Source organism: Pantoea sp. DY-5, from assembly GCF_019795955.1.
Classification (GTDB): domain Bacteria; phylum Pseudomonadota; class Gammaproteobacteria; order Enterobacterales; family Enterobacteriaceae; genus Pantoea; species Pantoea leporis.
Map to the genome: position 1 here is coordinate 44,301 of NZ_JAIMIE010000007.1, position 24,597 is coordinate 68,897.

The 24,597-nt window shown below is 55.2% G+C and carries 20 protein-coding genes and 4 tRNA genes; 5 read left to right on the forward strand and 19 right to left on the reverse strand.

Going from position 1 to position 24,597, the window contains the following annotated elements:
- Positions 1-92: 92 nt before the first annotated feature.
- Entirely contained in the window at positions 93-2,654 is a 2,562-nt protein-coding gene (locus K5Y30_RS20105) for a class I adenylate cyclase (RefSeq protein WP_222213069.1), read from the reverse strand.
- A gap of 316 nt (positions 2,655-2,970) precedes the next feature.
- On the opposite strand from K5Y30_RS20105, the gene hemC reads away from it, so the two are divergent.
- The 4 genes from hemC to hemY are packed head-to-tail and all read left to right on the forward strand — an operon-like array spanning position 2,971 to position 7,002.
- Positions 2,971-3,912: a hydroxymethylbilane synthase gene (gene hemC / locus K5Y30_RS20110; protein ID WP_192414418.1), complete on the forward strand. Its 942-nt coding sequence runs from the start codon at positions 2,971-2,973 to the stop codon at positions 3,910-3,912.
- Positions 3,909-4,649: a uroporphyrinogen-III synthase gene (hemD, locus tag K5Y30_RS20115; RefSeq protein ID WP_101763759.1), complete on the forward strand. Its 741-nt coding sequence runs from the start codon at positions 3,909-3,911 to the stop codon at positions 4,647-4,649. Before hemC ends, hemD begins: the two co-directional genes overlap by 4 nt.
- 23 nt (positions 4,650-4,672) lie before the next feature.
- Positions 4,673-5,803, forward strand: coding sequence for a uroporphyrinogen-III C-methyltransferase (gene hemX / locus K5Y30_RS20120; protein WP_222213070.1), 1,131 nt, complete (start codon positions 4,673-4,675; stop codon positions 5,801-5,803).
- 2 nt (positions 5,804-5,805) lie between these two features.
- A complete protein-coding gene (gene hemY / locus K5Y30_RS20125) occupies positions 5,806-7,002 on the forward strand; it encodes a protoheme IX biogenesis protein HemY (protein ID WP_222185711.1) in 1,197 nt (398 codons plus the stop codon).
- Positions 7,003-7,587: 585 nt separating this feature from the next.
- Here the strand turns inward: hemY and K5Y30_RS20130 are convergent.
- The 18 genes from K5Y30_RS20130 to trxA form a co-directional block, all read right to left on the reverse strand.
- Positions 7,588-7,664: transfer RNA gene (locus K5Y30_RS20130), tRNA-Pro, on the reverse strand.
- Between the two features lie 37 nt (positions 7,665-7,701).
- A tRNA-Leu gene (locus tag K5Y30_RS20135) sits at positions 7,702-7,788 on the reverse strand.
- A 16-nt stretch (positions 7,789-7,804) separates the two neighbouring features.
- A tRNA-His gene (locus K5Y30_RS20140) sits at positions 7,805-7,880 on the reverse strand.
- A 92-nt stretch (positions 7,881-7,972) separates the two neighbouring features.
- Positions 7,973-8,049, reverse strand: a tRNA-Arg gene (locus K5Y30_RS20145).
- A 159-nt stretch (positions 8,050-8,208) separates the two neighbouring features.
- Positions 8,209-8,943 carry a lipopolysaccharide N-acetylmannosaminouronosyltransferase gene (gene wecG / locus K5Y30_RS20150; protein WP_101763764.1) on the reverse strand — a complete coding sequence of 245 codons (735 nt, stop codon included), beginning with the start codon at positions 8,941-8,943 and terminating at the stop codon, positions 8,209-8,211.
- 28 nt (positions 8,944-8,971) lie between these two features.
- The gene (gene wzyE / locus K5Y30_RS20155; protein WP_222213071.1) at positions 8,972-10,315 is read right to left on the reverse strand and encodes an ECA oligosaccharide polymerase; all 1,344 of its coding nucleotides are present in this window, start codon (positions 10,313-10,315) and stop codon (positions 8,972-8,974) included.
- Positions 10,312-11,382 carry a TDP-N-acetylfucosamine:lipid II N-acetylfucosaminyltransferase gene (locus K5Y30_RS20160; protein WP_222213072.1) on the reverse strand — a complete coding sequence of 357 codons (1,071 nt, stop codon included), beginning with the start codon at positions 11,380-11,382 and terminating at the stop codon, positions 10,312-10,314. Before K5Y30_RS20160 ends, wzyE begins: the two co-directional genes overlap by 4 nt.
- Positions 11,379-12,632, reverse strand: a complete 1,254-nt coding sequence (wzxE, locus tag K5Y30_RS20165; protein ID WP_222213074.1) for a lipid III flippase WzxE — start codon at positions 12,630-12,632, stop codon at positions 11,379-11,381. The genes K5Y30_RS20160 and wzxE overlap by 4 nt, the downstream gene beginning before the upstream one ends.
- Entirely contained in the window at positions 12,632-13,762 is a 1,131-nt protein-coding gene (gene rffA / locus K5Y30_RS20170; protein ID WP_008105756.1) for a dTDP-4-amino-4,6-dideoxygalactose transaminase, read from the reverse strand. The genes wzxE and rffA overlap by 1 nt, the downstream gene beginning before the upstream one ends.
- On the reverse strand, positions 13,759-14,457 hold the full coding sequence (gene rffC, locus K5Y30_RS20175) for a dTDP-4-amino-4,6-dideoxy-D-galactose acyltransferase (RefSeq protein WP_222213076.1): 699 nt from the start codon (positions 14,455-14,457) through the stop codon (positions 13,759-13,761). The genes rffA and rffC overlap by 4 nt, the downstream gene beginning before the upstream one ends.
- Positions 14,435-15,316: a glucose-1-phosphate thymidylyltransferase RfbA gene (gene rfbA / locus K5Y30_RS20180; protein WP_101763770.1), complete on the reverse strand. Its 882-nt coding sequence runs from the start codon at positions 15,314-15,316 to the stop codon at positions 14,435-14,437. Before rfbA ends, rffC begins: the two co-directional genes overlap by 23 nt.
- 22 nt (positions 15,317-15,338) lie before the next feature.
- A complete protein-coding gene (gene rfbB, locus K5Y30_RS20185; RefSeq protein WP_101763771.1) occupies positions 15,339-16,415 on the reverse strand; it encodes a dTDP-glucose 4,6-dehydratase in 1,077 nt (358 codons plus the stop codon).
- A complete protein-coding gene (gene wecC, locus K5Y30_RS20190; protein WP_222213078.1) occupies positions 16,412-17,671 on the reverse strand; it encodes a UDP-N-acetyl-D-mannosamine dehydrogenase in 1,260 nt (419 codons plus the stop codon). The genes rfbB and wecC overlap by 4 nt, the downstream gene beginning before the upstream one ends.
- Before the next feature lie 2 nt (positions 17,672-17,673).
- Complete coding sequence (gene wecB / locus K5Y30_RS20195; RefSeq protein ID WP_008105750.1) at positions 17,674-18,798, reverse strand: non-hydrolyzing UDP-N-acetylglucosamine 2-epimerase; 1,125 nt, start codon at positions 18,796-18,798, stop codon at positions 17,674-17,676.
- 10 nt (positions 18,799-18,808) lie between these two features.
- Entirely contained in the window at positions 18,809-19,858 is a 1,050-nt protein-coding gene (gene wzzE / locus K5Y30_RS20200) for an ECA polysaccharide chain length modulation protein (protein WP_137384901.1), read from the reverse strand.
- A gap of 34 nt (positions 19,859-19,892) precedes the next feature.
- A complete protein-coding gene (gene wecA / locus K5Y30_RS20205) occupies positions 19,893-20,966 on the reverse strand; it encodes a UDP-N-acetylglucosamine--undecaprenyl-phosphate N-acetylglucosaminephosphotransferase (RefSeq protein WP_101763775.1) in 1,074 nt (357 codons plus the stop codon).
- Positions 20,967-21,244: 278 nt separating this feature from the next.
- Entirely contained in the window at positions 21,245-22,504 is a 1,260-nt protein-coding gene (gene rho / locus K5Y30_RS20210; protein ID WP_008105744.1) for a transcription termination factor Rho, read from the reverse strand.
- A gap of 345 nt (positions 22,505-22,849) precedes the next feature.
- Positions 22,850-23,182, reverse strand: coding sequence for a thioredoxin TrxA (gene trxA, locus K5Y30_RS20215; RefSeq protein ID WP_008105741.1), 333 nt, complete (start codon positions 23,180-23,182; stop codon positions 22,850-22,852).
- 117 nt (positions 23,183-23,299) lie between these two features.
- Here trxA and rhlB point away from each other — a divergent pair, with 117 nt between their 5' ends.
- On the forward strand, positions 23,300-24,595 hold the full coding sequence (gene rhlB, locus K5Y30_RS20220) for an ATP-dependent RNA helicase RhlB (protein WP_222213088.1): 1,296 nt from the start codon (positions 23,300-23,302) through the stop codon (positions 24,593-24,595).
- Positions 24,596-24,597 lie beyond the last annotated feature (2 nt).

Consider the following 24,597-nt stretch of genomic DNA (forward strand, 5'->3'; position numbering starts at 1 on the left):
GCAGTTGACGTTGTAAAAGCAACAGGAAATAGCCGCATTTCCTGCGGCAGGTCAGAGTAACAGCGCATCCCGCCGCGCGAACGCGGGCGGGATCAATGCATTTGGTAGCGCGGCTGGAAGTCGCCGTTGTCGTTGTCAGGCTGGGTAGCGCAGAGCTGCGTCAGCGTTTGGCTGCGGAAAGGAATCACCTGGAAACGTTCGCCAGTGTTCACAATCTGGTAGAACTGCGGCAGGTTAAAGTTGATAAAGCTGGAGCCGTAAGTAAAACGGTCATGCGATGAGGAATAGAATCGACTCACGTCGCGCACCAGCTCTTCTTTGCTGCCTTCGCAATGGTGATAAACCTCAACGCGGTTGGTTTCGTCGAGGATATAGATGTTGAAGCCGCGATCGTCATTAGTATCTTCAAAGAAGAACTGAATGATGCCTTCGCTGGCGTAGCCGTTCACCACCGGTGGCAGCGGCGTCTGGTTCGATTCCACTTTAATCGACAAACCATGCAGCTTGTTGTTAGAAATCGCGCCATAAAATTCGACGGCGTTTTCCAGCTTCTGCACCGACACGCTCATGCGTTCGAAGAATAAGCCCCAGGTTTGGCCCGCCATGCGTAACGCTTTAAAGCGGCCCGGTTCCTGACGCGTGCTCGACAGACGCAGCTCAATGCATTCCGAAACCAGCTGCTGCACGCGAGTACGAATTAAACCGCGCAGATGCTGGCTGTAGCAGAACACTTCCACCGTATCCGGCGGCGCAGCATCCTGATGCATTTTGCCGAGAATGGTTTTCAGCGCCTCAATCATCGCCTGCTCGCCATTGAAGTGCAGCGTACGCACTTCATTCCACGAGTTGCGATAGAGCAGATCGATGCTGCCAATCAAACATTGCTGCTGCTGACCGAAGCTGAACACATCCAGCTTACGGAAATCGAAATGCACCACCTGATTGCGGAATGCGGAGGTAGGATCGTGTTCCAGGTTAACGATAATCGCTAAGTGACGAATTTCGCACGGGCTGTAGAGCGCTTTCGGCGTCGGTGCTGGCACGCGCAGCGGGAAGTGGCTCGACACATCGTTAACCAGTTCCTGCAGACGCGGCAGATCGCACAGATCGTTGCCCTTCATATGCAGACGCGTTTTGCTGGTCAGCAAACCGTTAAACCACGCCCACGCCACCAGCTTGTTCAGATAGCGATTATATTCCAGCGGCTGATGGCTGATGATGGAACTCATGTCCGGCGATTGGTTATACAGATACCAACCGGCGCGATTAGCGCGGCCCGCCGGGACATGAATAAAGGTAAGATTCTCTTCCGAGAGATCGGGCGAAATCTGCGGGTTCACTAAAGTGACTTTACCCGGCAGCGCCTCGAACGCGGCATACAGTTTACGCGTCAGCACGCCGATATCCTGCGGGCTGGCGCTGACGCTTAAATTGTTGCGACGCGCAAAGCGAATCAGGTTGCGATAGCTCTGCATCATCGCATCCAGCAGCTCGTTGTGCGCTTCGCGTACCTGTTCGATTTTCCACTGCGCGCGGTTATCCAGTACCGCTAACTTCTCTTCATCCCAGCCCCACTCTTTAACCAGCTGCGATAAGATCTCGCGCCGCCAGCCGGTGCGCTGATGATGGTGATCTTCGCTCGAGAGCTTTTCACACACTTTTAAATAGAAACATCGACGCACTAAATCGAGGCGCGCCATGTCATCAACGCTGGTGAGATAGCGCGTCACGCGCTCCAGCATCATGCAGTAAGGATCGAGACCGAAGGAGACAATTTCGCCGTCGTGCAGGCGCTGCTTGATGTCCATCGACAACAGCTGCGTGTCGGGATATTCCCAGCTGTAGGCTTCCAGCAGCAGGGTTTTCAGCACCGCTTTATACGGCGAGTCGATACTTTTATACAGCTGCCACAAGCTGGCACCGAAGTACTCTTCCGCTGACAGCGTGCCAAGGCCGCCGAGATCCAGCCACTCATTCGGCGTCAGTACGCCTTGTGAATAGAGCGACATGACGTAATCGTCGTAATGGTGCTCCTCTTCGCCGGGCACCATATTCCACAGGATGCGTTTACCCGCCATACGCACGGCGGTACGGTAAAACTCATCCAGCAGCAAGATATGTTGGGTAGAACCGCAGTCTTCACCGCCGAGGCTACCGCTTTCGTTATGGCGGAAACGGTTCTCGTCAATCAGGAAGAAGCTGACTTCCACACCCATCGACACACACCATTTCTGCAACAGCGTACACTTACGCTGCAGATTGAGGCGCTCTTCATTATCCAGCCACGATTGGTGGCACACCCAGATATCGAGATCGGAGATGCTGTTTTGCCCAACGGACGAGGTGCTGCCCATTGAGTAAATGCCGGTAATCGGGCGTTCGCCCGCGACGGCGGCGGTGAGATCGAGTGGTTGTCCGCCCGCTAAGTTCTGCAGCAGCTGGAATTGATTTTCATCCGGCGTGTAAAGGCAGACGCCATGCGGAACGCTACCTTCGAGGTAGCCCGGCATCAGCGGATGATGGTAGTGCAATAATGTTGGCAGCAGACTGTAGACTTGCTGGAAAGCAGGCCCCATGGCAGCCAGTGCGCGATCTACACGCAGCTGGTTAATCGCATCCAGTCTCTGTTTCAGTGTCTCAATGTAGAGGTACAAGACGTTTCGCCTGATTGTCACAGTGTTAAGCACCCTGTTTCCGCATTCTGCCGCTTAATAATAAAGATATCGGGCAATTAATTGCTGGAAACGTGATCAATCTAACACCCGGAGGATTGACCGTAAAGAAAGTTGCGCTACTTAACAGTTTAGCATGTTCCGACCGTAGCCCTGCTTTTTTCAGACTTCGACACAAAACTGCGACCCGCAAGATCCAGGCGCAGTCTGACATCGCGGCCTTTTCAATCCGTTGAAACTGACAGCATTCCCCTATCAATGATAGGATATTCGATGAACGATCAAAATGGTTAACAGCATGTTAAACAAAATTTTCAGAATTGCTACCAGACAAAGTCCCCTTGCTTTGTGGCAGGCACAATATGTCCAACAGCGTCTGATGGCGGCTCATCCGGGTCTGCAAGTTGAGTTGCTGCCGATGGTCACCAAAGGTGATGTCATCCTTGATACGCCACTGGCAAAGGTTGGCGGCAAAGGGCTGTTCGTTAAAGAGCTTGAGCTGGCAATGCTGGAAGGCCGCGCCGATCTCGCCGTGCACTCAATGAAAGATGTGCCGATCGATTTTCCAGAAGGCCTCGGTCTGGTGACCATTTGCGAGCGTGAAGATCCGCGCGATGCTTTCGTCTCCAATCGTTACAACAGTGTTGATGAGCTGCCACAAGGCGCGGTTGTTGGGACGTCCAGCCTGCGTCGCCAGTGCCAGCTTAGCGCCCGTCGTCCGGATTTAGTGATTCGCTCACTGCGCGGCAACGTCGGCACGCGTCTTGGCAAACTTGATGCCGGTGAATATGACGCCATCATTCTGGCGGCGGCCGGTTTGAAGCGTTTAGGTCTGGAAGATCGCATCCGTCAGGCAATGCCTGCCGAGATCTCCCTGCCCGCCGTGGGTCAGGGCGCCGTCGGCATTGAATGCCGCGCAGATGATGAGCAATTGATTACGCTGCTACAGGCGTTGAATCACGACGATACCGCCGTGTGCGTGCGCGCCGAACGCGCAATGAACACGCGGCTGGAAGGCGGTTGTCAGGTGCCTATCGGCAGCTTCGCGGTGCTGGAAGACGATCAGCTGTGGCTGCGCGGATTAGTTGGCTCACCGGACGGCCGTCAAATGGTGGTCGGCGAGCGTCGCGGTCCACGCGATCACGCCGAAAGAATGGGGGTTTCGCTGGCCGAAGAGCTGTTGGATGGCGGCGCGCGCGACATTCTGCGTGAAGTGTATCAAGGTCAACCGCCAGTATGACCATCCTCGTGACCCGCCCGGAACCGGCCGCCACTGAACTGGTCTCGCGTTTGCGCAGCCTGGGCAAGCTGGCATGGGGCTTCCCGCTGATTGAATTTACGCCGGGTCGCGATCTTATCCATTTGCCAAGCCAACTTGCGGCGTTACAGCCAGGCGATCTGGTGTTTTTACTGTCACAGCAGGTCGTTACTTTCGCCGAGCCCGCTTTACAGCAAAGCGCGACAACATGGCCTGAAGCCCTCAACTATTATGCTATTGGTCGCAGCACCGCTTTAGCCCTGCATACCGTCAGTAATCTCAAAGTAGACTATCCTCATGCGCGGGAGACCAGCGAAGAGCTGGTGCGCCTGAACCGTCTGCAGCAGGTAAGCGGCAAACGTGCGCTGATTCTGCGCGGCAGTCCGGGGCGCGAGTTGCTGGCGGAAACGCTGATTGAACGCGGCGTTGAGGTGCAATATTGCGAGTGTTATCAGCGCTGTGAAAAGCACTACAACGGCGCGACTGAAGGCCGCCGCTGGCGCGATCGCGGCATTACAACGCTGGTGGTAACCAGCGGCGAAATGTTACAACAACTCTTTTCTCTGTTTCCGCCAATTGATCGTCGGGAATGGTTACTGCACTGTCGGCTTGTGGTCGTCAGTGAACGTTTGGCTACGCAAGCCGCTGAATTAGGCTGGCAGGACATTGATGTAGCCGATGGTGCCGATAACGATGCGCTGCTGCGCGCGTTACGCTGAACTTAACAATGGGATGAGCCATAATGACGGAACAAAAAGCCTCCTCCGCCATGGTTGAAGAAACCACCCCAGCGGACAATTCTCCCTCGCCAGCAACCAAGCCACCTCGCGATAAAAAAGGCGATGGCAAGGTGCTGAGTGCCGTGGCGATTGTGATTGCGCTGGCGATTGGGGCGGGACTTTACCTTAATGGGAAACATCAGGCCGATTTACAGGCTCAAACTAACCAAAACCTCAGCGAGCAGCTGAGCGCCTTGCAGCAGCAACTGGGCAGCGACAAACAGCAGCTGACGCAACAGCTGGATAGCGCCAACAGCGCCTTGCAGCAGACGCGCACGCAGCAGGATAACAGCGCAAAAGAGCTGGAAACCCTGCGCGATAAAGTCGCTACCATCTCTGGAAACGACACGCGTACCTGGCTACTGGCGCAAGCGGACTACCTCGTCAAACTGGCGGGCCGCAAACTGTGGAGCGATCAGGATGTCACTACCGCGGCAGCGTTACTGAAAAGTGCTGATTCCAGCCTGGCCGACATGAACGATCCGAGCGTGATGAATGTGCGTCGTGCGCTAACGCAGGACATCAGTTCACTCTCCGCCGTCAGCCAGGTTGATTATGACGGCACCATCCTCAAGCTTAATCAGCTGTCGAACGGCGTCGATAATCTACGCCTGGCCGACAACGACAGCGATGATTCGCCTATGGACGCCGATGGTGGTGAACTCTCCAGTTCGCTGCACGAGTGGCGTCAAAATCTGGTGAAAAGCTGGCATAACTTTATGGATGATTTCATCACCATCCGCCGCCGCGACAACACCGCGCAGCCGCTGCTGGCACCGAATCAGGACGTTTACCTGCGCGAAAACATTCGTTCGCGCCTGCTGATTGCGGCTCAGGCCGTACCGCGTCATCAGGATGAGATCTACAAACAGTCTATCGATGCGGTATCAACCTGGGTTCGCGCCTGGTATGACACCAACGATGCCGCCACCAAAGCCTTCCTTGCACAGCTGGATGAATTGAGCCAGCAAAGCATTTCAATGGATGTGCCGGATACGCTGGAAAGCCAGCCGCTGCTGGAAAAACTGATGCAAACCCGCGTACGTAATTTGCTGGCTCAGCCATCGGTTGCTGCTGATCAACAAGGAGGCTAACCATGCTGAAAGTATTGGTGCTTTTCCTGCTGCTGATTGCGGGCATTGTGGTTGGACCGATGGTAGCCGGCCATCAGGGCTACGTGTTGATCCAAACCGACAACTGGAACATTGAAACCAGCGTAACCGGCCTGGCGATCATCTTGATCCTCAGCCTGCTGGTGATTTTGTTGGTGGAATGGATTCTGCGTCGCCTGTTTCGCACTGGCGCCCGCACACGCGGCTGGTTCACCGGCCGCAAGCGCCGTAGCGCGCAGCGCCACACGCAAAGCGCGCTGATGAAACTGGCGGAAGGTGACTTTAAACAGGCCGAAAAACTGCTGTCGAAAAATGCCGACCACGCCGATCAGCCAGTGGCAAACTACTTGCTGGCTGCCGAAGCGGCACAGCAACGCGGTGACGAAATCCGTGCTAATCAGCATCTGGAGCGCGCTTCTGAGTTGTCGGTGAACGACACGATTCCGGTTGAAATCACACGCGTACGTCTGCAACTGGCGCGCAACGAAGATCATGCGGCACGCCATGGCGTTGATCGCCTGCTGGAAGTCGCGCCGCGCCATCCGGAAGTGTTGCGTCTGGCAGAACAAGCCTATATTCGTACCGGCGCATGGGGCGCATTGCTCGACATTCTGCCTGCGATGCAGAAAGTGCAGATCAATGATGAAGCACAGCGCGATGCCTTGCAGCAGCAAGCCTGGCTGGGCCTGATGAACCAGGCGATGGCCGATCAAGGCAGCGACGGTTTGAAGAGATGGTGGCAAAACCAGAGCCGCAAAACGCGTCAGGAAACCGCCTTGCAGGTGGCTATGGCAGAACATCTGATTGAGTGTGACGACCCGGATACCGCACAGAGCATCGTGCTGGAAGGTCTGAAACGTCAATATGACGATCGTCTGGTGTTGCTGATGCCGCGCATCAAAAGTGGCGATCCGCAATCTCTGGAGAAAGCATTGCGTCAGCAGATTAAACAGCATGGCGCCACGCCGCTGCTGCACAGCACGCTGGGTCAGCTGCTGATGCGTCATGGTGAATGGCAGCAGGCAGCAGAAGCGTTCCAGCAAGCGCTGGCGCAGCGTCCGGATGCGTTTGATTATGCCTGGCTGGCCGATGTTTACGACCGCCTGCATCGCCCGGAAGATGCTGCCAAAATGCGTCGTGAAGGCCTGCTACTCACGCTGAAGACCAATCCCAGCGCCTGATTTTACGATTGTTACTTTTGTGCACGCCGGGCTTGTCCCGGCTTTTTTTTGCCTGTCATAAACTACAGATAAAAAAACACCTGCCATAAGCAGGTGTAAGATCAGGTCGTTAAGACAACTGATGGCATCCGACTCAACGCAATGTCCTTCTTACTGCAGTAAAGCGTGCGCAAATACTGCCAGGCTGGACAACGGATGCCGTAAGGGGCTCTGCATCATTCCCAAGTTTATGTAGCATCAGCAAACATAAGAGGTGGAATGAGCATCTACAGGTAGATTATTGCACAAGACGTGCCAAAGTTGCAGTTAGCGCAATAAGTTAATTAATATCAACAAGATAAAATTTCAGCTTCGATCCTGGTTTAGCCACTGTCGGTAAAACGCGACGAATACTCAAAAAGCTGTCTCCGCAGAGCGACAAGCTATGCAAGGAATTGTCATGCCCATATAAATCAGTGATTTATATGTATCTGAATAGCGACAATGTGCGGAATTACGCTCAAAGGAAATGATGGGAAGAGTTGAGAACACGAATGGCGGATATAAACGAAAAAAGCCTGCTTTTTCAAGCAGGCTTTTCGAATATGGTCGGCGAGAGAGGATTCGAACCTCCGACCCACTGGTCCCAAACCAGTTGCGCTACCAAGCTGCGCTACTCGCCGATTTTTTACTTCTTTAACGCTACTGCGTAATTTTGCCTGGTGCGAAGGGAGGGACTTGAACCCTCACGTCCGTAAGAACACTAACACCTGAAGCTAGCGCGTCTACCAATTCCGCCACCATCGCGTGACCGAGCAAAATCTGGGGTGGCTAATGGGACTCGAACCCACGACAACTGGAATCACAATCCAGGGCTCTACCAACTGAGCTATAGCCACCATAATTCTGGTGCGTAAGCATGTCTCGCTTACTAAAATTCACTGCATAACGCGGTTAAACCAACCACCGAAGCTCTTGCGCACAAACTAAATGGCGCGCCCGACAGGATTCGAACCTGAGACCTCTGCCTCCGGAGGGCAGCGCTCTATCCAGCTGAGCTACGGGCGCGTAGCGCCGTTGCGGATGGGCATACTACGGGCTTGACCTCATACTGTCCAGCCCTTTTTTAGAAAAAAAACGCGTTTGATTACGCTTTGTGCATTCCATCGATAATTACAGCAGTTTGAGGCGCTTACCCTCTCATTTTTGCTGTAAAAACCAGCAATTTCAGAGATCGCCGCGCCAATGGTAGCGTAAGTATTTCAGCAGCTTTAATTGGCGACGCAGACGCGAAGGCTGACGAATAAGGCGATAAAGCCATTCCAGTCCGGACTTTTGCCACCAAACGGGCGCGCGCTTAACGTGCCCAGTAAACACATCGTAAGTGCCACCAACGCCCATATAGAGCGCATGCGGCCAATGGGCGCGGCAATCACGCATCAACAGCTCCTGGCGCGGCGAACCTTGCGCCACCGTGACAATCTGCGCACCACTCGCGGCGATGCGGGCAAACAGCGCGTCGCGCGCTTCTGGCGCAAAGTAACCATCCTGACTGCCAACGATATTCACATTCCACTGTCGGCGCAGCTTGTCGCAGGTTTCCTGCAGCACCGCCTGACGTCCACCAATCAGAAACACCGGAATGCCGCTACGCCCTGCACTCTCCATCAGCGCTTCCCACAAATCCGCGCCTGCAATGCGGTTCACCTGCAGCTGAGGATACTTCTTACGCAGCGAACGGACGATGCTGATGCCATCCGGATATTTGAACTCAGCCTCAGCGATCAGTGCGCGTAGCTGCGCATCTTCTTCCAGCGTGAGCATTTTCTCGGCATTCATCGCCACCAGCGTGCCGCAACGCGGTTTACCCTCGGGCAGCAGAAAGCGCAGAAAGCTCGCCATATCGTTGAAGGCGTGAAGATCGACTCCGCGCAGGCTATAGCGCGGCTTATCGGTTTCCATGGTATGAATTTCCCGTTGTGCCCAAAGGTTAAGAAGGGCTGTGTAAAACCGGCTCGCTGCGCGGACGAATCAACCCCGCGCGCGCCAACAGCCAGTAAAGCAATTTAGCCGCCCACATGCAGGCCGCAAAAATCAGACAAAAGAACACCACGCGCGAGCCGAAAGCATCCAGCCCTTCACGCGCCAGTACGATCATATTAAACACTGCGCCGAAGCAGAAACTCTGCAAAATCGCTCCGCTGTAGCGGTTGCTGGTATCGCGGCCATACAGATAAAGGTTATCGAAGCCTTTCATCAGCAGGCCGACAGCCACCGCACCCATCGGGATAAACCACACGCCGCCCATCACCACCAGCGAACCCAACAGCGTGGGCGAGATCGCCAAGCCGGAATGGTTATTCAGCACTTCCCAGGTAAAGTAGTTAGCGCTGTTAAGAATGGCTGTTGGACGTCCCGGCCACATCCAGCTGGGAATGAACACGTAGAAATCGCGCCAAATCGGTGCCAGCCCCTGAAAATCGATCTTGTCGTAGTTTTGCAGCAACAGCGCCAGATTTTCCCACGGCGAGAAGGTGTCGCGCGTCAGATAAAGGAAGGTATAAAACGCTTCATCGCCCACTACGTCGAGGTTATAGCGACGCAACGCCAGCCAGAACATACCGCCAATCGCCATCACACCGGCGCCAACCAGCATCCACAGCGTAATCCAGCCGCGCGTTATACCAATAAACAAGAACAGCGCGAACGCGATAATGATATTGGCGCGCGTGCCGCCCACCAGCGCGTAGGTCAGCAAGCCAAATGCCACCGACACCAGCAAAAACCACAGCCACTGACGCTGGGTTGGCTTGAGGAAGTAGCGAATCAGCATCGCCGGAATAAAGAAGTAGAAGAAGCGTTTAAGCGCCACGCCGGACACTTCGCTGGAGAAGATCTGGTTGTAAGCCGAAAGCCGGAACAGCAGCAGGCCGTTGTGCATAAAGAACACCGTCACGGTGCCAATCGCCACCAGCGCCAGCAGCAGACAGGTCAGATGGGTTTCAACCCGGTTCATCTGCAGCCAGGGTTTGCGCGCAGGCGCATTGGCCGGCCACAGCCGCACCTTGTAGCTAACGTAATAGATGGCATAAAAGCTGGTAGCGGCCAGCAGCGCCTGCAGCAGATATTCCGGCGGCACCACCGCCACGTTAAAGCGGAATACCAGCACGCTGGTCAGCGGGAAGCCGAAATAGAAGGTCAGTAAAAACAAAATGGTGAAGAACAGGTGGAAGTTGAAGCGCACCCGTTTAAATTCCCGCCAGGTTAGGGTCAGAATGAAACCCAGCGAACACAGATAAACCACCAGCAGACCACTAAACTGCAACAGGCTCATGTTCTCTCCCTTTCACTCAGGGTTAGCGCGTCGCGCCAGCCTGCCAGATAGCCGGGGGCAAAAAAGGCGATCGAAGAGTGATCGCACTGCGCTAATTGCCGTTGCGCTTCGGCCACGCTGGCGCTATCCAGCGCATCTTCGCTAAACAGCACCGGCAAACCTTGCTCGCTAAGATCGCGCCAGAACGGATTTTTGCGGTTCAGCACAAACGGAATATTGGCCTGAATCAGCAAGCAAAGCGTACCAATGCCTTGCTGGCGCTCGAACATAAAATAGCCGAGCTGGCAGCGGCTAAGCAATGTCAGATAGGCATCAAAGTCGATCTTGTCGCGCAGCAGCGTCACTTGCCCCGCCGGGAACAGGCGCTGTGCGGCGGCGGCAATCTCATCGATATAAGCGTGATTATTCTGCGGATAACCGAGCGGCACGACGATTTTCACCTGTTCACCAAACTGGGCTCGAATCGCCTCTAAACCGGCAATGTGACGATTACTGCGATCGCCGGAGTTACCGAGCAGAATAGTGAAATCGGGGCTTTCCACTGGCGCAGGCAGCGCCACGTCCGGCATGCGCGTCGGGAAATAGAGCGGCGAGGCGGGAACGCGCGGATGACGCTGCTGGAAATGGTGCAAATCACCGCGCGTCGCAAACACGCGCGCCACGCGTCCTTGCGCCATTCTGCGCAGCAGATAAAACAGCTGATACTTAAGGCCGCGCCCTTCTTCGTAGAGATCTGCGCCCCATACATGCCAGAACGCCTGCTGACGACGCAGTTTGCCGCTCAGCAAGGCCAACCAAATGCTGGGATTAAACTGGCCGTGAAAGAAGAAGCGCTGCGAGCGATCGGCAGCACGCGTCACCACCGCTTGCGCCAGCGCACGCTTGCTGGCAAAGGTTTCAATCTGCAATGAAGCATACGCTTGCAGCGTTTCGGGCGCGCTGGATACCACCATAAACTGACGCGGCGCAGCGCCAGGCAGCTCGGCGCTCATCACGTCATTAAAGAAGCGCAGCACCGTATGATTGTGATGCGGGATATCCGATCCCAATACGTGAAAAGTCGTCATTTTTTCCGGCAATAAATCATGAAGGCACCACAACAAATAGCGAAATAGAGAACGTAGGTTGCCATGTAAGCCTGCGCGGCCCCGGCGGTCCCGTGCAGCGGAATCAGCCAATGGGAAAAACTGGTCAGCAGCGCAAACTGGCTGATTTCCGTCAGAATATAGAAGCGCAGTGACGCTTTGGCGATCACCAGATATCCGAAAACATAGGCGCCGACTTTAAACACATCACCACACAACTGCCAGACGAAAAGGTCACGCATCGCGCTGAACTGCGGCGAAAACAGCAGCCAGATAGCGACATCGCGCAGCAGCCATACGCAGAAACTGGCCGCTGAGACGGCAGGTAACACAAAGCGCAGCGCACGCCCAATCTCACGGGCGATTTGCGGTTTCTGCTCCAGCCGCGCCAGCGTGGGCAACAGCCAGACGCTAAAGGTGGCGGTGATAAATTGCAGGTAGGCATCGGAAATACTGGTCACGCCCTGCCATAAACCGACCTGCGCCCAACCTTGCTGCTCGGCCAGCAGATTTCGCATCATCACCCACGCCACCGGCAAGGTGAATGAGGTGATCAGCGCCATCAGCGTAAACTTCGCCAGATTGCGCGCCAGGTCAGGATGCCAGCCTGGCATCAGCCAGCTCAGCGGCAGCCGATCGCGATGGCGACGTAGCATCAGCAACGCCGGAAACACCAGCAGCGCCGGCACCAGCGCCAACCCCACTAACGCACCAGCATAGCCGCCCAGCCACCAGCACAGCACATAACCCAGCACGCCGACGATACTTCCGGCAATCAGCGCCAGCGCATTGCCGCGCGCATCGCGAAAGCCCTTCAGCAACGCCAGCGTCAGATTGGCCCAGGCAATACCGAGCTGCAGAAAGGCGACAATGCGCACCACGTTGGCATATTCAGCATGACCAAAAAGCGCCGTGCTGATGGGCGTTGCCGCCAGCAAAAACACCAGCGCCAGCAGCGTTGAAAAGCCGAGCACAATGGCCGAAGCCGTGCCGGTGACCGCGCGTAACTGTTGTGGCTGTTGCTTATGTTGCGCGACTAAGGTAGTGACGCCGTTAAAGATGCCCGCGCCCGCCAATACGCCGAGTACAGTAATCAACTGGCGGAAGTTACCGGCTTGCCCGATCCCTTCGGGTCCGAAGCTTATCGCTAACAGTTTCACCACCAGCAGGCCAGCAACGATTTTTACCAGCGTGGAAGAAGCGGTCCAGACTGACGCTTTTGCTAATGACATCAGGCAAAGAAACTCAGCAGCGAACTGATCACCGTACGCTGGTTGTTATCCGATAAGTTGTAGAACAGCGGCAGGCGCAGCAGGCGCTCGCTTTCACGCGTGGTAAAGGCATCATCACCGTGGAAGCGGCCAAAACGTTCACCCGCTGGCGACGAGTGCAGCGGGATGTAATGGAACACCGTGAGGATTTCCGCCTCTTTCATCCAGTTGATCAGCGCCTGACGATCGTCGCTGTCGCGCAGCTTGATGTAGAACATATGTGCATTGTGGCGGCAATTTTTTGGCACCACCGGCAGCTCAATACGGCCGGCAGCAGCCAGCGGCTGCAGCGCATCGTAGTAGCGTTGCCACAAACGCAAACGCTGCTGATTAATTTGCTCCGCCGCTTCCAGCTGCGCCCACAAATAGGCCGCCTGCAAATCCGCCATCAAATAGCTGGAGCCAATATCGCGCCAGGTATATTTATCTACCTGACCACGGAAAAACTGGCTGCGGTTGGTGCCTTTTTCACGAATGATCTCGGCACGATCCACCAGCTTTGCGTCATTGATCAGCGTTGCGCCGCCTTCACCGCCGGCGGTGTAATTTTTAGTTTCGTGAAAGCTAAAGCAGCCAATGTGACCAATGGTGCCGAGCGCGCGTCCTTTGTACTGCGACATCACGCCTTGCGCGGCATCCTCGATAACATAGAGTTTATGCTTCGCCGCCAGCGCCATGATGCTGTCCATCTCGCAGGCCACGCCCGCGTAATGCACTGGCACGATGGCGCGGGTTTTCGGCGTGATCGCCGCTTCAATCAGCGTTTCATCGATATTTAGCGTATCGGGGCGCACATCGACAAACACAATGGTCGCGCCGCGCAGCACAAAGGCGTTGGCGGTGGAGACGAAGGTGTAGCTCGGCATGATCACTTCATCGCCAGGCTGCAGGTCAATCAGCAGCGCCGCCATCTCCAGCGACGCGGTGCAGGATGGCGTCAGCAGCACTTTTTTGCTGCCGAAATGCTGTTCCATCCACTGCTGGCAGCGGCGAGTAAAGCCGCCATCGCCGCACAGCTTGCCGCTGGCCATCGCCGACTGCATATATTCAACTTCGCTGCCGACAATCGGCGGCGCATTAAATGGGATCATGAGGCTTTCCTGTAGAACCAGTAAGCGGTGCTTTCCAGCCGCGCACCGCTGCGTAAATAGAGGCGCAACGCCGTGAGATTGCGGAGCTGGGTCGCCACGCGCAGATGCGTTAGCTGACGTACGCGGCCCCAGTCGGCGGCGGCGAGCAGCAGGCGCTGGCCGACGCCGCAACCTTGTGCGGCGGGCAATACCGCCAGCAGACCGATGCGCATGTCGCCGTCCACTTCGCGCATCGAGACGAAACCTTGCAGCGCGCCCTGCTCATCGCAGGCCACCAGACATTGATTATCAAAGGTGCCGCGCACCGCATTTTCAATCCACTGCGCGTAGAAACGTCCGCTGTCCGCCGCAGCAAACCACGGCGCGCGGAAGCGACTTTGGCTAAACGCCTGCGCAGCCGCTTCACGCAGTGCCGGGATTTGTGCTTCCCGCGCAATGCGCACGCCAACTTGCCGCTCGGTATGTTTGATGCTGAGGGAAAGGTCAGCTTCGCCTTCCACTAACTGAAAACCATGCTGGCTCAGCGCATCGATGGCATCAACGCGTTCAGCGGGCACCTTCACTTGCCACAGCGCATACGGCTGCTGAAGGGCCTCGGCCAGCGTCAAATCGCCATCCAGCGATAAGCGCGCGCTGTTCTGACCGAAGAACTCATTTTCCCACGTAAGGGAATCAATATTGACGCGGACGGGCATTGTGAACATCCAGCAGATACTGGCCGTAGCCGGTTTTGGTTAGCGCCTGAGCCGCGGCTAAAAGCTGGGCATCGCTCAGCCAGCCGTTACGCCATGCAATCTCTTCCAGGCAGGCAATTTTAAAGCCCTGCCGTTTTTCCACCGTCTGCACAAACATACTCGCCTCAATCAGGCTGTCGTGCGTGCCGGTATCCAGCCAGGCAAATCCGCGCCCTAGCAACTCCACCGCAAGCTCGCCCTGATCGAGATACATTTGGTTGATGGCGGTGATTTCCAGCTCACCGCGCTCGGAAGGTTTCACCTGTTTGGCGAACTCCACCACGCGGTTGTCGTAAAAATAGAGTCCGGTGACCGCCCAGCGCGATTTCGGCTGCTGCGGTTTTTCCTCAATGGAGAGCGCGTTAAAGTCGTCATCAAACTCCACCACGCCAAAACGCTCCGGATCCATCACCTGATAAGCAAAGACGGTCGCGCCGCTGCTGCGCGCGGCCACTTTCTTCAGCTTGGGGCTGAAACCCTGGCCGAAATAGAGATTGTCGCCCAGCACCAGACAACAGTGATCGTCACCAATAAAACTTTCGCCAATGATAAATGCCTGCGCCAGCCCATCAGGACGGGGTTGTTCTGCATAGGTTAGCTGAATCCCAAATTCACTGCCGTCGCCCAGTAAGCGTTCAAAATGGGCGCGATCTTCTGGCGTGGTGATGATCAAAATTTCGCGAATCCCTGCCAGCATCAGTACCGACAGCGGATAGTAAATCATGGGTTTGTCATATACCGGCAACAGCTGTTTCGAGATGGCGCGGGTAATCGGATGCAAACGCGTGCCCGAACCTCCGGCTAAAATAATGCCTTTCATCGCTGATCCTTCTGAAGTGCGTTTAACGCGGCGTGGCTAATCCCAGACGCTCACCGCGATAGCTGCCGTTAAGAATTGCCTGCCACCATTGCGGGTTTGCCAGATACCAGTGCACGGTTTTACGAATGCCGCTCTCAAAGGTTTCCTGCGGCGTCCACCCTAACTCACGCTCAATTTTACTGGCGTCGATGGCGTAGCGCTGGTCGTGGCCGGGACGATCGCTAACAAAGGTAATCAGGTCACGGTAGCGGCTCAGGTGCGGTGCACGCTGCTGCGGCGCCAACTCATCCAGCAGATCGCACAGCGTTTCCACCACTTCAAGATTACGTCGCTCGTTATGACCACCAATATTGTAGGTTTCCCCCACTTTACCGCTGCTCACTACGCTATACAGCGCCCGCGCGTGATCCTCTACATATAGCCAGTCGCGTATCTGGCTGCCGTTGCCATAGACTGGCAGCGGTTTGCCCGCCAGCGCATTAATGATGGTGAGCGGGATCAGCTTCTCCGGGAAATGATACGGTCCATAATTGTTGGAGCAGTTAGTGATGATGACCGGCAAACCGTAGGTGCGCAGCCAGGCGCGCACCAGATGATCGCTGCTGGCTTTGGTCGCCGAATAGGGGCTGCTCGGCGCATACGGCGTGGTTTCGGTAAAGAAATCGTCGCTACCGTGCAGGTCACCAAACACTTCATCAGTGGAGATATGATGCAGAATGAAGCCTTTTTTGCGTTCATCTGCCATGCCATTCCAGTAATGACGCGCCGCTTCCAGCAGCTGATAGGTGCCGACAATATTGGTTTCGATGAAGGCGATAGGTCCATCGATCGAGCGGTCAACATGACTTTCTGCCGCCAGATGCATAATGCAATCCGGTTGATAGTGCGCCATGACGCGATCCAGCTCAGCGCGATGGCAAATATCCACCTGTTCGAAGGCGAAACGTGCATTCTGTTGCACCGGCGCCAGCGACGCCAGATTGCCGGCATAGCTCAGCTTATCGACCACCACCACGCGGTGTTCAGTGTTTTCAAGCAGAAAACGTACCAGCGCAGAACCGATAAATCCTGCCCCGCCGGTCACCAGAAACTGTTTCATCGCCACACGCCTTTGGTATCAACAATCCACGGCTGGGCAATCTGTGCCGCATCAATCGCGCGGAACTGTGCGTGATCAACCAACATCACCAGAATATCCGCCTGCTGCAGCGCTACGTCCGTGGCAACCAGCGTGGCTTCGTGCGCCAGACGTTGCGGAATGTCTTTCACATGCGGTTCAACCACCCAGGTTGCGCCGCTGTGCCACTCGGCAATCCGATGCGCGACGCTCATCGCCGGGCTTTCGCGCAGATCGTCAATATTCGGTTTGAAGGCCAGACCAAAGCAGGCAATGGTGACATCGCTGGCGCGTTTTCCGCTGGCGGTGAGGCACTCTGCTAACGCCTTTTTTACCTGATCCAGCACCCAGCCCGGTTTGGCATCATTCACTTCACGTGCGGTGCGAATCAGTCGCGCCTGTTCTGGATTCTGCGCCACGATAAACCACGGATCGACGGCGATACAGTGCCCGCCGACGCCCGGTCCGGGTTGCAGGATGTTGACGCGCGGATGGCGATTCGCCAGCGCTATCAGCTCCCACACGTTGATGCCCTGCTCGGCGCAAATCAGCGACAGCTCATTGGCAAAGGCGATATTCACATCGCGGAAGCTGTTTTCTGTCAATTTGCACATCTCGGCGGTACGCGCATTGGTTTCCACACACGCGCCGCGCAGGAAAATGCGGTACAGCTCGCTGGCGCGTGCGGAACAGGCTGGCGTCATGCCACCAATGACGCGATCATTTTCCAGCAGTTCAACCATCACTTTGCCGGGCAACACGCGCTCCGGGCAGTAAGCGATAAACACATCGCACGCTTCACCGTGCTGCGGGAAACGCAAATCGGGACGCGCCGCCGCCAGCCATTCCGCCATTTGCTCGGTGGCGCCCACCGGCGACGTGGATTCAAGGATCACCAGATCGCCCGCTTTTAATACGGGCGCAATCGACAGCGCCGCGGCCTGCACATAGCTGAGATCCGGCTGATGGTCGCCGATAAACGGCGTGGGCACGGCAATCAGGAATGCATCGGCGGCTTCGGCCTGCGTAGTCGCTCGCAGATGACCGGCACGCACGGCTTCGCGCACCACCTCACCTAACTCGGGTTCCACGATGTGGATATCACCACGATTGATGGTTTCAACGGCGCGGACATTAATATCCACCCCAACGACTTTCTTTCCCCGTGAGGCAAAAACGGCTGCCGTTGGCAGCCCAATGTAGCCCAGTCCGATAACGGAAATGGTTTCAAAACGCATGGTTACACTCTGTGTTGTTTTAAGGCCTGCAAGATGCGCGCGCAGGCATGGCCATCGCCATACGGATTGTGCGCGCGGCTCATTGCCTGCCAGGCTTCATCGTCCTGCAACAGCAGGCTGACTTCAGCGACAATTTTACTGATATCGGTGCCGACCAGTTTCACCGTGCCTGCGTCCACCGCTTCCGGACGCTCGGTGGTATCGCGCATCACCAGCACCGGTTTGCCTAATGACGGCGCTTCTTCCTGAATGCCACCGGAGTCGGTGAGAATCAGCCATGAGCGATTCATCAGCCAGACAAACGGCAGATACTCTTGCGGCTCAATCAGGATGATATTCTCGATGCCGCTGAGAATGCGGTTAACCGGCTCGCTGACATTGGGATTGAGGTGCACGGGATAGACAATTTGCACCTGCGGATGCTGGCGCGCGATTTGCGCCAGCGCACTGCAAATGCGTTCAAAGCCGTCGCCAAAACTTTCGCGGCGATGACCCGTAACCAGAATGAGTTTTTTGTCAGCGTCGAGGAACGGATAGCGCGCGGCGAGGCGGGCATTGAGATCGGCATCGTCCAGCACGCGATCACGCACCCACAGCAGCGCATCAATCACCGTGTTGCCGGTCACGAAAATGCGCGCATCTGGCAGATTCTCGCGCAGCAAATTTTGTCGCGAATTTTGCGTGGGCGTGAAGTGATAACTGGCGAGATGGCCGGTGAGCGTGCGATTGGCCTCTTCCGGCCACGGCGACATCAGGTTGCCGGTACGCAATCCCGCTTCTACGTGACCCACCGGAATCTGGTGATAAAACGCCGCCAGGCTGGCCGCAAACGTGGTGGTGGTATCGCCGTGCACTAACACCACATCCGGCTGGAAATCAGCGAGTACGGTTTTCATGCCCTGCAGAATGCGGCTGGTGATCTCCGTCAGCCCTTGCTCCGGGCGCATGATATTCAGATCATAATCAGGCTGCAGCTGGAACAAACGCAGCACCTGGTCGAGCATTTCACGATGTTGTGCGGTGACGCATAGGCGTGACTCGAACGCAGCATCCTGCGCCAGCGCCTGCACCAGCGGAGCCATTTTGATCGCTTCAGGACGCGTGCCAAATACCGTCAGAACTTTCACGTGGCTTCTCTTAATGGCTCGTTGCTAACGTTGAACGCGGACGACGCACCAGCGCCACTCCCGCACCGACCAGCGCGCCAATTACGCCCCACATGATCATCATAAACAGGCGGCGCGGACTATCGCGCGACACCGGCTCTTCCGGGGTGCGCAAATAGCGGTAAGTCTGGAATTGTTTATCCAGACGCGGACCGGCCTGCAGCGTACTCAGCATCGCTTTGTTTTGATCATAGCTTAAATCGTAAGCAGGCCCGCTGGCTTGTAAAGTGTCGAGTTGCGCCTGCAGCATTTGCTGACCCAGCAGGAAACGATCGCTGTCTGGCAACGCCTCGCCGGTTGCCGGCGCGCGGTTCTCTTTAATCCCCTGCTCGCTCGCCACTTTCAGCGCCTGTTCGATGCGCTGACGTTGACGTTCAAATACCGCCTGCGCCACTTCCTGCTGGCGGTTGACCTGCGACGCCAGCTGCACGCTGCGCGCCTGCCAGGCGCCTTTCAGTTCCGCATTGAGATGACGCGCCGCACGCTCGCTGGCGTAGGCAATATATTGACGCAGCAGATTGTTAGCATCGCTGGCGGTTTCGGCCACCAGCTTAATGTTATCTAAGATATTGCGCGCCGGGTCGGCAGCGGTGAACTGAATGTTGGTGATCAGGTCGTCGAGCAGCGCCGCATCGTTGTGCGCGTTACCGCTTTTGCGGCTTTTGAAGTATTCGGTCTGCTGCCAGAAATCACGGCGCGTATCCCATGATGCCAGCTGCATGGTGAACTCCTGATAAACCTCATCCATCACGGTCGGCGCTGGCGAACTGAGATTGAGCGTATTGGTGCGCACATCCAGATTATTGAGGAATTGCTGCTGTACGAAGAAATCACCCAGCATATTGACCGTTGGACGATCGGTCACCGCCGTGGTGCTCCACGCCTGCTTCATTAACATCGATGCTAACCAGGCGACCAGCGCAAACAGCAGCGCCAGACCGATAATCCAGCGTTTACCACGCCAGAGTGTGCAGCCAAGGCCACGTATATCCAGTTCGTTCTCCACAACGACAGAGGTCATAACAAAATCCTTATCAGGGTACTTTCTGGGTAATTTATTTTTTATCTTCGCTGCTTTGCCAGCGACGTTTAATGCGACGGATTTTGCGCGCCACGCGCCATGCGTGTTTCAGGCAATAGCCATAAAGGAGGAATGCCATCATGAACAGCACCAGCATCACCCATTCCGGGATGAAAGCCAGATACTCGCCGAGCACACCAATACCCGCCAGAAGCGCGGCGGCGACGGTAATCAGCAGGAACGCCTGACGTGACGTGAATCCGGCGCGCATAATTAAATGGTGGATGTGCTGGCGGTCAGCGGAAAACGGGCTCATGCCTTTGCGCAAACGGCGATACATAATCGCCACCATATCCATCAGCGGAATCGCGATCAGCCACAGCGCGGTGACGGGCGTGATCGGATGGCTCAGACCTTGGGTGGTTTCCAGCAGAATCCAGATGATGGTGAAACCGATCATGGTGCTGCCGGCATCGCCCATAAACACTTTGTAGCGACGGCCAATCAAGCCGAGATTAAGCAGGATATAAGGAATGGTGGCGGCGATCATCGCGAAGCACCACATGGCGAGGCTGGTCTGGCCGTCGAAATAGAGAATGATGCCGATGGCGGCGAAAGTGACGCTGGAGAGGCCGCCAAGCAGGCCATCAATCCCATCCACCATATTGAACGCATTGATGGCGGCCCATACGGCGAATAGCGTCAATACGTAGCCAAAGGGACCGACAATTAACTCAACCGGCCCGATAATAAAGCCCAGACTGAGCAAATAGAGTTTGGCGCCGACCATCATCACGATGGCAACCGCCGCCTGCACCAGCGCACGAATTTTAACGCTGATATCGAAGCGATCGTCCAGTGCGCCAACCAGCACCAATACGCCCGCGCAACTCAGATACAGCATCGCGTGCGGCAAATAATAATTTGAGATGGCAAAAGCGAAGCAGATTCCCGCGTACACGGAAATGCCGCCAACTAACGGAATGGCGCCATGGTGCCTTTTTCTGGAGTTTGGTGTGTCCACAAGCCCAATTTTTTTAGCTGCTTTGCGAGCAAAAAACAGGAACACTAAAGTAAAAAGAAAAACTAAACCAAGCTCAGTACTCATAGTGAGTAAATTCACGTTAATGCTCTCAGCTAAAATCGTGGACAACAATATGCAAAACACCCGCCATTGCCGTATATCCCTATTCCGAATTCTGCTACAGAAAAGTCTGATTGCTGAAAAAACAAACGAATCTCTGTCACAGTCAATATAAAAGCTTCCTGACTGCGCTAATCCTAATGCCCATAAATAAAAAACGCCACGTTAAGACGTGGCGTTAGCAATATTTCCTGGCAAATTGTGCGAATCACCGCTTGGCTTAGTGACTCGCCGATCGCAACTTAGGAACGCTTCATCATATCGAAGAATTCGTCGTTGGTTTTGGTCATGGCCAGTTTGTTGATGAGGAACTCCATCGCGTCGATTTCACCCATTGGATGGATGATTTTGCGCAGAATCCACATCTTCTGCAGCTCTTCCTGCGTAGTGAGCAGCTCTTCTTTACGAGTACCGGAACGATTGTAGTCAATCGCTGGGAATACACGCTTCTCGGCGATTTTGCGCGAGAGGTGCAATTCCATGTTACCTGTACCTTTAAACTCTTCGTAAATCACTTCGTCCATCTTCGAACCGGTATCAACCAGCGCGGTCGCGATGATGGTCAGGCTGCCGCCCTCTTCCACATTACGTGCCGCACCGAAGAAACGCTTCGGACGATGCAGGGCGTTAGCATCCACACCACCGGTCAGCACTTTACCTGATGCTGGAACCACGGTGTTGTAGGCACGCGCCAGACGCGTGATGGAGTCAAGCAGAATGATCACATCTTTCTTGTGCTCAACCAGGCGCTTGGCCTTCTCGATCACCATCTCAGCAACCTGCACGTGACGTGACGCAGGCTCATCAAAGGTCGAAGCGATCACTTCACCTTTAACCAGACGCTGCATCTCGGTCACTTCTTCCGGACGTTCGTCAATCAGCAGCACCATCAGCAGGCAATCTGGATAGTTGTAGGCGATGCTCTGCGCGATGTTCTGCAGCAGCATGGTTTTACCCGCTTTCGGCGGCGCCACAATCAGACCACGCTGACCACGACCAATCGGAGAAGCCAGATCCAGCACGCGTGCGGTCAGATCTTCAGTCGAGCCATTACCGCGTTCCATACGCATACGCTTGCTGGCGTGCAGCGGCGTAAGGTTTTCGAACAGAATCTTGTTACGCGCGTTTTCCGGCTTGTCATAGTTAACTTCATTAACTTTCAACAGCGCAAAGTAGCGTTCACCCTCTTTTGGCGGGCGAATCTTGCCAGAAATGGTGTCACCAGTGCGGAGGTTGAAGCGGCGGATTTGGCTGGGAGAGACGTAGATATCATCGGGACCGGCGAGGTAGGAGCTATCTCCAGAACGGAGGAAACCAAATCCGTCCTGCAATATCTCCAGCACACCATCACCAAAGATGTCTTCGCCGCTTTTTGCGTGCTGTTTCAGGATAGAGAAAATAATATCCTGCTTGCGCATACGCGCCTGGTTTTCCAGCCCCATATTTTCGCCGAGGGTAATCAGCTCAGAAACCGGCGTATTCTTTAATTCGGTAAGATTCATAGTGATGGGTTCTTAAACTCGGGGTAATTCTCGAAATGATTGTCGTGAGTGGTATGGCAAAAATTCCATGCCTGTTAATGGCTCTTTTTCAACTCAGCTCGACGATTATCGTCAGATGTGGCGATAGGAAACGAGGAGACAGTCGAAAGATGATGCCGAATGTGCTAGTCATCAGATTGCCAAACCACGATAACGTTCATTGCGAGTAGGGTCTGACAAGGGAAAACTTAGATGCAAACTACAAGGTAAGAGCGTAATGCAGTGAAATTAACTTAACACGCTTAAAGTGAGACGTCCAGCAGTGGCGAAAAAATTCACCACTGCCGAACAAACACCGCGCCGGGCTTAGGCCAGGTTGGCGTTCAGGAACTCTTTCAACTGTCCTTTAGACAGTGCGCCAACCTTGGTTGCCGCCACTTCACCGTTCTTGAACAGCAGCAGAGTTGGGATACCGCGGATGCCATATTTTGGCGCTGTACCCGGGTTGTCATCAATGTTCAACTTAGCGATGGTAAGTTTACCTTCGTACTCTTCTGCGACTTCGTCGAGAATTGGGGCGATCATTTTGCAAGGACCACACCATTCAGCCCAGAAATCTACCAGAGTGACACCGTCTGCTTTCAGTACGTCTGTGTCGAAACTGTCATCGGTCAAGTGAACGATCTTATCGCTGCTCATGTTTAACTCCAAAAGATTGCGCCTGGCGAATTGGCGGAAATGATACCAACGTAGGTTGACTTTATTTCATCGGATACGCTTTCGTAAAGCGCTAGTAAGCTGATATTCTACCACACTATGAGCAAAACACACTTAACTGAACAGAAGTTTTCCGACTTCGCCCTGCACCCTCAGGTGGTAGAAGCCCTTGATACCAAAGGCTTTTCTAACTGCACGCCTATCCAGGCGCTCGCATTGCCTTTTACGCTTTCAGGGCGTGATGTTGCGGGTCAGGCGCAAACCGGTACCGGCAAAACGATGGCGTTCCTGACGTCAACGTTTCATTATCTTCTTTCTCATCCTGCCGCAGAAGGTCGCCAGATCAATCAGCCACGTGCGCTGATCATGGCCCCGACGCGTGAGCTCGCCGTACAAATTCATGCCGATGCAGAACCGTTAGCGAAAGTCACTGGCTTAAAGCTGGGCCTGGCTTATGGTGGCGACGGCTACGATAAACAGCTGAAAGTGCTGGCTGATGGTGTCGATATTCTGGTGGGCACCACCGGACGTCTGATCGACTACGCCAAGCAGAACCATGTCAACCTGGGCGCGATTCAGGTTGTTGTGCTGGATGAAGCCGATCGCATGTTCGATCTCGGTTTTATTAAAGACATTCGTTGGCTGTTCCGCCGCATGCCGCCGGCCACCCAACGCCTGAGTATGCTGTTCTCTGCAACCTTGTCTTACCGCGTACGTGAACTGGCATTTGAGCACATGAACAACGCCGAATACGTGGAAGTGGAACCCGAGCAGAAAACCGGCCACCGCATTAAAGAAGAGCTTTTCTACCCTTCAAACGAAGAGAAAATGCGCTTGCTGCAGACGCTGGTAGAAGAAGAGTGGCCAGATCGCGCCATCATCTTCGCTAACACCAAGCACCGCTGTGAAGAAATTTGGGGCCATCTGGCTGCGGATGGTCATCGCGTGGGTCTGCTGACCGGCGATGTAGCGCAGAAAAAACGTCTGCGTATCCTCGATGACTTCACCAAAGGCGATGTGGATATCCTGGTTGCCACCGACGTCGCGGCACGGGGTTTACACATTCCTGCCGTCACGCATGTGTTCAACTACGATCTGCCTGACGATCGCGAAGACTACGTTCACCGTATCGGTCGTACTGGCCGCGCGGGTGCCAGCGGTCACTCCATCAGCCTGGCGTGCGAAGAGTACGCGCTGAACCTGCCGGCAATCGAAGAGTATATTGGTCACGGTATTCCGGTCAGCAAGTACAACAGCGATGCGCTGATGAGCGAACTGCCACCGCCGAAACGTCTGCAACGCAGCCGCTCGGGTAACGGCCCACGCCGTGGCGGGAACAACAGTAACCGTCGGAGCGGCGCGCCGCGCAATAGCAACCGTAAACGTTCGGGTTAAGC